The organism is Avibacterium endocarditidis (assembly GCF_002921145.1).
GTDB classification, from domain to species: Bacteria; Pseudomonadota; Gammaproteobacteria; order Enterobacterales; family Pasteurellaceae; genus Avibacterium; species Avibacterium endocarditidis.
In genome coordinates this window covers 1-9,876 of the sequence record NZ_PQVI01000151.1, presented here as the reverse complement: position 1 = coordinate 9,876, position 9,876 = coordinate 1, and the positions used below count along the sequence as shown (strand labels likewise).

The 9,876-nt window shown below is 41.4% G+C and carries 7 protein-coding genes and 2 pseudogenes; 6 read left to right on the top strand and 3 right to left on the bottom strand.

The window, feature by feature from the left end; all coding sequences use genetic code 11:
* The first annotated feature begins 54 nt into the window (after positions 1 to 54).
* From C3Z13_RS11095 to C3Z13_RS11085, 3 genes are all read left to right on the top strand, one after another.
* Positions 55 to 606, top strand: coding sequence for a sulfatase/phosphatase domain-containing protein (locus tag C3Z13_RS11095; RefSeq protein ID WP_245872657.1), 552 nt, complete (start codon positions 55 to 57; stop codon positions 604 to 606).
* 286 nt (positions 607 to 892) lie between these two features.
* Positions 893 to 1,588: a GNAT family N-acetyltransferase gene (locus C3Z13_RS11090; protein ID WP_103855946.1), complete on the top strand. Its 696-nt coding sequence runs from the start codon at positions 893 to 895 to the stop codon at positions 1,586 to 1,588.
* 157 nt (positions 1,589 to 1,745) lie between these two features.
* Positions 1,746 to 2,432: an alpha/beta hydrolase gene (locus tag C3Z13_RS11085; protein ID WP_103855945.1), complete on the top strand. Its 687-nt coding sequence runs from the start codon at positions 1,746 to 1,748 to the stop codon at positions 2,430 to 2,432.
* 120 nt (positions 2,433 to 2,552) lie between these two features.
* Here C3Z13_RS11085 and C3Z13_RS11080 read toward each other — a convergent pair whose 3' ends face one another.
* Together C3Z13_RS11080 and C3Z13_RS11075 are read right to left on the bottom strand one after the other, a co-directional pair.
* On the bottom strand, positions 2,553 to 2,744 hold the full coding sequence (locus C3Z13_RS11080) for a hypothetical protein (protein ID WP_208107154.1): 192 nt from the start codon (positions 2,742 to 2,744) through the stop codon (positions 2,553 to 2,555).
* A 228-nt stretch (positions 2,745 to 2,972) separates the two neighbouring features.
* Positions 2,973 to 3,826, bottom strand: a pseudogene (locus C3Z13_RS11075) (MBL fold metallo-hydrolase).
* A 108-nt stretch (positions 3,827 to 3,934) separates the two neighbouring features.
* On the opposite strand from C3Z13_RS11075, the gene C3Z13_RS11070 reads away from it, so the two are divergent.
* Entirely contained in the window at positions 3,935 to 4,888 is a 954-nt protein-coding gene (locus C3Z13_RS11070) for a GlxA family transcriptional regulator (protein ID WP_103853204.1), read from the top strand.
* 171 nt (positions 4,889 to 5,059) lie between these two features.
* Here C3Z13_RS11070 and sfsA read toward each other — a convergent pair.
* A pseudogene (gene sfsA, locus C3Z13_RS11065) lies at positions 5,060 to 5,776 on the bottom strand (DNA/RNA nuclease SfsA).
* Between the two features lie 287 nt (positions 5,777 to 6,063).
* Between sfsA and pntA the strand changes: the two are divergent.
* A complete protein-coding gene (pntA, locus tag C3Z13_RS11060; protein WP_103855944.1) occupies positions 6,064 to 7,593 on the top strand; it encodes a Re/Si-specific NAD(P)(+) transhydrogenase subunit alpha in 1,530 nt (509 codons plus the stop codon).
* A gap of 12 nt (positions 7,594 to 7,605) precedes the next feature.
* On the top strand, positions 7,606 to 9,057 hold the full coding sequence (gene pntB, locus C3Z13_RS11055; protein WP_103855943.1) for a Re/Si-specific NAD(P)(+) transhydrogenase subunit beta: 1,452 nt from the start codon (positions 7,606 to 7,608) through the stop codon (positions 9,055 to 9,057).
* Positions 9,058 to 9,876 lie beyond the last annotated feature (819 nt).

The following is a 9,876-nucleotide window of genomic DNA, read 5'->3' as shown; positions in this document are numbered from 1 at the left end:
GGCCAGATATTCAAAAAATCAGCATAAAAAGAGCTGGTATCCTTATGTGATTTATTGCCAACACTTTGTGATTATGTAGGGTTAACCGTTCCTAATCCGATTTATGGGCGTTCCTTGTTACCGTTATTACAAAATAAACCGACCGAAGCGTGGCGAGAATATGTTGTTGCCCATTGGAATACGGATCGAAATCTTGATCTTCAACCAGCACGAATGTTAAGAACGAATGAGTTTAAATATGTGCTTTACAAAGAGGACGAGGAAGAAGAACTCTATGATATGGTCAATGATCGCGGCGAAACACGTAATTTAGCAAATGATCCAAATTACCGAGAGATTAAGCGGGAATTACGTGCGAAATTAGACAAACATATCCAAAATAATTCTGATCCTTTTTATTCTCAAGATGTGTTAATTGATCCTCAACGTTGGCGTAGCCATTCATTGGGGTACGAACATCATACAGGGGAAACAAGTACCGAAATTTATTTACGGGAAATTCGCCCATTACTAACGAAGAAAGATTGGGAGAAAGCACATAAGGTAACGCTTGAATTACAGAAACAATTACGTTTGAGTAAAAGTGTACTTGTGGTGGATAAGTAATATCATAATGCTGTATGGCTGAGTGTTGTTTTGACATTCCACAGTTATACAAAAAAGCTAAAAAAACACCGCACTTTTTAAAAGTGCGGTATTAATTGAAAGATTTTTTAACTGGCTTAATTTGAAAGTTTTCAGGCTATCGACAGTATTATCACAACCAGAGGTCGTGCAATAAAACAAGTCATTATGCAGTACGACAGCTGTATTGAAATTAGCATTTAAAGCTTTAACATCAAGTATATCAATTATTACAGGTGTTACGCCTATTTTTTTATGAGGGAGTACAATGCCAATTAACCATCTCGGTCAGCCTATCGGTGAACTTATTGCAGATTTTACAGTGGGAGAGTTGCCGAATATTCAAACGTTAGAAGGGCAATATTGTCGTTTGGAACGGCTTTGTGTATCTCGTCATTTTAGCGATATTTATGATTTTTTTGGGCCAAATAGCCCTGAAAGCCAATGGACTTATTTGTCTATTGATGCACAACCTAACGAACAAGCCGCACGGCAACTTTTGCAACAATGGGAAAGCCTGTCAGATCCCTATTATTTGGCGATTATTGATAAGGCGAGCAAAAAAGTGGTAGGGACATTTTCTCTAATGCGCATTGATACGAAAAATCGTACTATCGAAATGGGCTGGGTGATTTATTCAGAAAGCCTTAAACATTCCCGTGTTGCAACCGAAGCCCAATTTTTAGCAATGCAATATGTGTTTGAAACCCTACAATATCGCCGTTACGAATGGAAATGTGATAGTCTAAATCAGCCGTCTTTCAATGCGGCGAAGCGCCTTGGCTTTCAATTTGAGGGGGTTTTTAGGCGTGCGCTGGTGTATAAAGGGCGTAATCGCGATACGGCGTGGTTTTCAATGTTGCAAGAAGAATGGCAGGCAATGAAACCTAAGTTCCAACGCTGGCTTTCGGCTGATAATTTTGATGCCACAGGCAATCAATTACGCGCATTAAATGACTGCTAAAAATTTGCCAAATTTTGACCGCACTTTGTTATTTCTTATTGGTAAAGCCTATTGAATTTAGAGAGATGACCCTATTTTTACCTATTGTTTTTGCTTATGATGAGCGTATGATTGCACAAAATTTATCATAAACTTTATGTAAACTTAGGAGTAAAAAATGGAAAAACCTGCAATTGTTTTAGTACACGGTTTTTGGGGCGGTGCAAGCCATTGGAATAACGTGATTAACGCATTGAAAGCACAGGGGTATTTTGATGTGTATGCGGTAGAAAATCCGCTCACTTCATTAGCTGATGATGCAGCGCGTACACGCAAAATGGTGGCACAAATTCAGAAGCCAGTGGTGCTGGTAGGGCATTCTTATGGGGGTAAAGTGATCACAGAAATGGGCGATTTACCTAATGTGAAAGCTTTAGTTTATATCGCCGCCTTTGCTCCTGAAGTGGGTGAAAGTGCGGGCGGAATTAGTCAACAAAATCCACCTGAAGCATTTTCTGCCATTGTTGGCGATAGTGATGGTTATTTATGGATTGACCGCAGTCGTTATCAGCAAAGTTTTTGCCAAGATGTGAGCGAGGACGAAGCGTACCCAATGGCGATTACACAAAAAGCCCCATTAGCTTCCACTTTTGCGGATACCGTCAGCCAAGCCGCTTGGAAGGTGAAACCAAGTTTTTACCAAATTTCTACGCAAGATAGAATGATCTCTCCGGCTAACCAAAAAATGATGGCGGAACGTATTTCCCCACGTAAAATTATCAGCCTTGATGCAAGCCACGCTTCGCTAATGTCGCAAGCCGAAGCGGTAACGCAACTGATTTTAGATGCCGCGACAATGGCATAAAATCAAGGAAAAATCCCCGCACTTTGAGTCAGTAAAATAACATCAAAGTGCGGTGATTTTTTCAAAAAAATACCGCCTAAAATTAGGCGGTATAAAATAAAAAACACACTCATTAAAAAGTTATTTTTCAGAATCTAAAACTTCGTGGTTTTTCTCAACTTCACGGGCTTTTTGATAGCTTTCGATTAATAGTTGATATTCAGGGAAAACGGCTTGATAAGCTTCTGCCCATTTTTCTGCATCAGGACGATTCCAAGTTTGTTGGATTTCAGCGCATAGCCTTATATTTCCGTACGCAAAGAAATACAGCATAACCAACTCAACATTGCCCTTGCCGAGCCTTATCATTTACCGAGCGGAATGATCCACGCAGTTTATCCGTCAAGGAAAAGCCTATTGCCCAGCGCAGCCGCCTTGCTGGAATATTTAGCGCAATGGTTTAAAGAAAGTGATGTGGAATAGGGGAAAATTTGTGAAATTTTGACCGCACTTTGAATGGTTTCCCAAAGTAGCTCAAAGTGCGGTAATTTTTCATATTTTTTAGAATGCGATGTTCTCACCATCATTTGGCACACTAACGCGATCGGTTAATTTTCTTTGGCGATAAATTCACGTAAATCTTTACGGCTTACCGCAGTGTGATTGACTGAATCCATATGCACCGCAATGATTTTGGCATTTGGCACAGCTTGGTAAGCGTGAGCCACGTCTTCTTTGCTCATAATAATGCCGTTATTTGGAAAGGCATTAACGCGCGCATCACCTGTATTCATCACTAACACATCAGGGTTGTAATTGATTAAGGCTTTGTTTACATCTGCCGTCCACAGTGTATCGCCCAAAATATAGAGAGTTTTGTGATCTTTGGCGGTGAATACCACACCCATTGCATCGCCTAAGAGCTTACCCAATGGGGCAACGGCATACATTTCAGGCGTGCCGTGTGCGCCCCCTGTTTTGTGTAGCGTTACTTTGCCGATTTTTAGGCTTTCATCTAGCACGCGAACATCTTTAAACCCTTGATCTTTAATGAGTTTTGCATCGGCTTGATTTTGTACGATGATAGGCAAATTTTTCGGTAAGATTTGTTGTGCCACAGGATCCCAGTGATCTAAATGGGTATGAGTAACCACCACCGCAGACACGCCTTTGAACACGTCTTCAGCAGGCATAGGTAACTCAATCAATGGATTACGCTTTTGGCTGTTGAGCGTGCCTTCAAAACCTTCATAAGTGCCTTTTTTGGCAAGCATTGGGTCGATTAAAAAGGTTTCGCCCGCATAAGTGAGCTTAGCGGTGGCATTGCGAATATGTTGATAGACATCTTGCGCCAAAGCGTTAGTTGCCAATACGGCGCTAAGTAAAAAGCTAGAAAATAAGTGTTTAATCTTCATAAAATTTCCTTTGTTGATGAAAAATGCCATTATCGCTATTTTGCTAAATCAAAAATATTGGCTTATTATTCATATAACGAAAAGATTGACTCAAAAATCGAGAAAAATATGACCGCACCTGTTGTTGCTTTGGTTTTATACCCTAACTTTAATCCCTTTCAATTTGCCATTCCGAATATGGTTTTTTCGCTAAATATTGGCGAAGCTCCCTTATTCAAAGTGAAAATCGTGGCAGAAAATACCCAAAGTTGCTATGGCGAAAAGGGCATTTTTGTGCCTGCTGATGGGGATTTATCCTTGTTGGAAACAGCTGATGTTATCGTTCATTTTGGTTGGCACGATTTAACCCAACCGCCTAGCTTAGCAATGCAGAACGCCTTGCAAAGTGCCTTGGAGCGTGGCGCGTTATTAGTGGGGCTATGTTACGGTGCGTTTCCATTGGCATACAGTGGCGTGTTAAACGGCAAACGTGCCACAACCCATTGGCTAGGGGAGGCGGCTTTTCGTCAGCGTTTTCCAAACGTAAATTTGGATATTCAAGCGATTTATGTGGAAGACGGTAAGGTGATGACTTCAGCAGGCACGGCGGCAGGGCTAGATTGCTGTTTAGCCATTGTGCGGCGGATTTATGGGGTGAAAATAGCCAATCAGTTGGCTCGAATGTTGGTGATCTCACCACACCGAGAAGGTGGGCAGGCACAGTTTATCGAACGCCCTGTGGCAAGAAAATCTGCCAGTGAAAATATCAATGAATTATTGCAGCATATTCAGCAAAATTTGACGCAGGATTATTGCATTAATGATCTTGCTCAGCGTTTAAATATGAGCCGTAGCACCTTTACCCGTCATTTTCGCCAAGCCACAGGAATGGCGTTTACAGAATGGTTGATTGAAATTCGCTTGCAACAAGCACGCATTTTATTAGAAAGCACAGATTTAGAAATTGAACGCCTTGCGGCTCAAGTGGGATTTCATTCTGCCACCGCCTTTCGCCAACATTTCAAGAAAAAACATCAAATTAGCCCAAGCCTTTGGCGGAGAAGATTTAAGGAAAAATTGTGAAAAAAGTACCGCACTTGTCAATTTCACACACAAAAAAAGTGCCTCTTTCTGTGGGGGGGAGAGGCACTAAAGTGTTGGAGTGATTATCTATTATTGTTTGAATGATTAGATGATAATAGTTCTCAAATAGGAAGTCAATAGATAAATGCAAATAATTCTCAACAAATTTTGTTATTCGATGTAAGGTACTGAATTTGTAAGAGAAAGTGCGGTAGGAATTTGTTGAGAAAATTCAAATTCCCCTGCGTAGGCATAAACTTCCACGCCTTCTTTAATGGCTTGTTTGAGTAGTTTCGCATATTCGGGATCGATATATTCTGCTACTTTGAAGCGATCGAAACCGTTGTGCAATCCTGCGAAAAAAATCACCGCTCTATGTCCCAGCTTTTTCATCGCCATTAATTCACGCAAGTGTTTTTGCCCGCGGGTTGTTACTGCATCAGGGAACATTCCGAGATTGCCTTTTACGAGCGTGACGGATTTCACTTCAACATAGCAATCGGGCAAGCCTTCGCCTTTGAGCAAAAAAATCAATGCGGCTGTTTTCTTCGCCATATTTCATTTCTGGCAGAATTTCACTGTATGCGGCTAATTCTTTGATTTGCTTATTTTGCAAGGCTTCAAAGGTGAGCTGATTGGAGCGGTGCGTGTTAATGCACACCATTTGTCCATTTTTGAGCTGGGTGAGTTCCCACGAATGGGGATATTACGGGTTTTGCTGTCGGAGATTGAATACCAAATGGTATCGCCTTTTTCGCCACAGCCTGTCATTGCCCCTGTGTTGGCACAGTGAATGGTGAGAACTTCACCATTCGCTAGTTCTACATCGGCTAAAAAACGTTTGTAACGGCGTATCAGTGTGGCGGATTGAAGTGCGGGTAATTGCATTTTGTGTTCCTGTTTCGATTAAAAAGGGAAGTGTATCATTTTGTAAAATTATGAAAAAGTAAAGTGCGGTGCTTTTTTATTCGTTTTTAATTATTGATTCTATGGCTTTTTTAGATGATTTTTAAAAATTTGATTTATAGGTAAATTTTTTCAATGAAATTTGCAAAATCTTTTTGTATCTTTTTTGCAATAAATGGTACAGTTAGAGCGGTTTTGACTATTGTCATTTATGGGCTGGAAAGCAAGGTTTTCCAGATTTTATCATCAACCAATTTGAAGGAAACATTATGTTAATTGGTGTACCTAAAGAACTGCTTGATAATGAAACCCGTGTGGCGGCAACGCCAAAGACTGTTCAGCAAATTTTAAAGCTTGGCTTTGAAGTGCTGGTTGAACACGATGCAGGTTTTAAAGCAAGTTTTGAAGATCAGGCATTTATTAATGCAGGCGCGAAAATCGGCACAGCACAAGAGGTTTGGAATGCCGATGTGATTATGAAAGTGAATCCGCCAACTGATGAGGAAATTGCGTTAATTAAAGAAGGGGCAACCCTGATCAGCTTTATTTGGCCAGCCCAAAATGAAGCCTTAATGCAAAAATTATCGGCTAAGAAAATCAATGTATTAGCAATGGACGCGGTGCCGCGTATTTCTCGTGCGCAATCCTTAGATGCCCTTTCGTCAATGGCGAATATTTCAGGCTATCGTGCGGTGGTGGAAGCCGCCAATGCGTTTGGTAGCTTCTTCACTGGACAAATCACGGCAGCAGGTAAAGTGCCACCTGCGAAAGTGTTGGTAATTGGTGCGGGTGTGGCAGGTTTGGCTGCGATTGGTACCGCAAATAGCCTTGGTGCGATTGTGCGTGCCTTTGACTCTCGTCCTGAAGTAAAAGAGCAAGTGAAATCAATGGGCGCAGACTTCTTAGAAATTGATTTTGAAGAAGAAGGCGGTTCAGGCGATGGTTATGCGAAAGTGATGTCGGAAGAATTTAATCGCCGTGCAATGGAGCTTTATGCGGCACAAGCGAAAGAAGTGGACATTATCATTACCACTGCTGCGATCCCAGGAAAACCTGCACCACGTTTGATCACCAAAGAAATGGTGGATTCAATGAAACCAGGCTCGGTGATTGTGGATTTAGCTGCCTTAACAGGGGGGAATTGCGAGTACACTAAACCGGGCGAAGTGTTCGTTACCGATAATCAAGTGAAAGTGATCGGTTATACCGATTTCCCTGCACGCTTGCCAACGCAATCTTCCCAACTTTACGGGACTAACTTGGTGAACTTGCTCAAGTTATTATGTAAAGAGAAAGACGGCACAATCAATATTGATTTTGATGATGTGGTATTGCGTGGTGTAACGGTTATTCGTGATGGTGAAATCACTTGGCCTGCGCCACCAATTCAAGTTTCAGCCCAGCCGCAGCAAAAAGTGGAAGTAGTGGTTGAGAAAAAAGAAGAAAAACCGCAAGACCCACGCGTGAAATACGGCATTATGGGCGCAATTGGTGTGTTGTTCCTATGGTTAGGTTCAGTGATGCCAGCGGCATTCTTATCACACTTTACCGTATTCGTACTTGCTTGTGTGGTGGGGTACTATGTGGTTTGGAATGTGAGCCACGCCTTACATACGCCATTAATGGCGGTAACCAATGCTATTTCAGGCATCATCATTGTGGGGGCGCTATTGCAAATTGCTCAAGGCAGTTTCTTTATTAGCCTGCTCGCGTTTATTGCAATTTTAGTAGCAAGTATCAATATTTTTGGTGGCTTTAAAGTTACCCAACGTATGCTTGCAATGTTTAGAAAAGGTTAAGGAGAAAAAGCAATGTCAGAAGGTTTAGTACAGGCTGCATATATTGTAGCGGCATTACTTTTCATTATGAGCTTAGCAGGGCTTTCTAAACACGAAACTGCTAAAGCAGGTTGTTGGTATGGCATTGTGGGTATGACCATCGCCCTTATCGCAACCATTTTTGGCCCACAAACTTCAGGGCAAATTTGGATCTTAATCGCTATGGCGATTGGCGCGGTGATTGGTATCCAACGTGCATTAAAAGTAGAAATGACCGAAATGCCAGAGCTTGTAGCTATTCTACATAGCTTTGTTGGTCTTGCAGCGGTGTTAGTTGGCTTTAACAGCTTTGGCTTACACGTTACCCCTGAATTTGTTGCGCCTGAAGGTACAGCATTTATCAGCGAAGCAGCATTAGAAAATGCGAAAGCTGCCTTTGATGCAGAACAAGCAACCCTTGCTACAATCCACAATGTGGAAGTGTTCTTAGGGATCTTCATCGGTGCGGTAACCTTTACAGGATCTGTGGTCGCATTCGGTAAATTACGCGGCATTATTAACTCTAAAGCGCTAATGTTACCGCATCGCCATAAATTAAATTTAGCGGCGCTAGTGGTTTCTGCCTTATTAATGATTGCGTTTTTAAGCTCACCAGAAAATATCTTCCCAGTGCTATTAATGACGCTCATTGCCCTTGCCTTTGGTTGGCATTTAGTGGCATCAATTGGTGGTGCAGATATGCCAGTGGTGGTGTCAATGCTGAACTCATATTCAGGTTGGGCAGCTGCGGCAGCAGGCTTTATGCTTAATAACGATCTCTTGATCGTAACTGGCGCATTAGTGGGGTCATCAGGTGCGATTCTTTCCTACATTATGTGTAAAGCGATGAACCGTTCATTTATCAGCGTTATCGCTGGCGGCTTTGGTAATGATGTGGTTGCAAGTGGTGATGAAGAACAAGGCGAACACCGCGAAACAACGGCAGAAGAAGTGGCGGAAATGCTGAAAAATGCAAGCTCTGTGATCATCACCCCGGGATATGGAATGGCGGTGGCTCAAGCGCAATATCCAGTAGCTGAAATCACACAAAAATTGCGTGATCGTGGTGTGAACGTGCGCTTTGGTATCCACCCAGTAGCAGGGCGTTTACCAGGTCATATGAACGTGTTACTCGCTGAAGCCAAAGTACCTTATGACGTGGTATTAGAAATGGACGAAATCAACGACGATTTCGCAGATACTGATGTGGTATTGGTTATCGGCGCAAATGACACCGTAAACCCTGCGGCAATGGACGATCCAAACAGCCCAATCGCAGGAATGCCAGTGCTAGAAGTGTGGAAAGCCGCTAACGTGGTGGTATTCAAACGCTCAATGGCAGTGGGCTACGCAGGCGTACAAAATCCATTATTCTTCAAAGAAAACACCCAAATGCTCTTCGGCGATGCGAAAGAGCGTGTTGATGATATTTTGAAGGCGTTGTAGGGATTGCTGAAAATACGTTAAAAATAGACCGCACTTTTGGTAAAGTGCGGTTTTTTCTAGGCATAGTAATAAGTGTGGAATATCTAGATTCAATATTGTTACTTTTAGATTAAGCAAGTAGGATATAAAACTATGATGCAATGTTTTCCCATCAATCGCAATTAACTCCTTGCTCTTATCTCATTGATAAAATCAATAAAAATCTCGTTAAAAGCTTTTGGAACGATGTGTTTGATAATACGAGCAATAGTATCATAGACATGAATGCCATGTTCGAGAGGACGATATCTGCTCAACTAATCCTGATGCTATTCTCCGAAAAGTTTAATGCCCGCCAAGCTATTAGCACCAGAAAACACTGCGGTAATGACAAGAAAAACAATATCGAGAAAGTCATATTTTTTGGGGTAAGGTCTGGGGGGAAGTCATTGCGAAAACTGAAGACATTCATATAGCCTCAATAGGTTTTGTAGGCTGAGACTATATGACTATATTGGATCATAAAATTGGAGAAAATGCGATCTTACCCTGTGAATTAGGATATTTACTCTTGAATAAAAATGTACAAGATTTAACTACGCAAGTTTTATTCGTGAGTTAGGGGCCGTAATAATAATCTCCGTTTTTGGGATACCAGAAGTTTTCATCTTCTAATAAATAGTTTAACGATATTTTAACATTATACCTTTCACATTCAAAATAAATAAAAGCTTATAATAGGGTAGTGTTAGTAGTATTATTCAATAAACTTAACTCATTTCTTATTTAATAAAAGATAATCTTTTTACTAAAAATTTAGCAAAGATTTTATATTTCAAA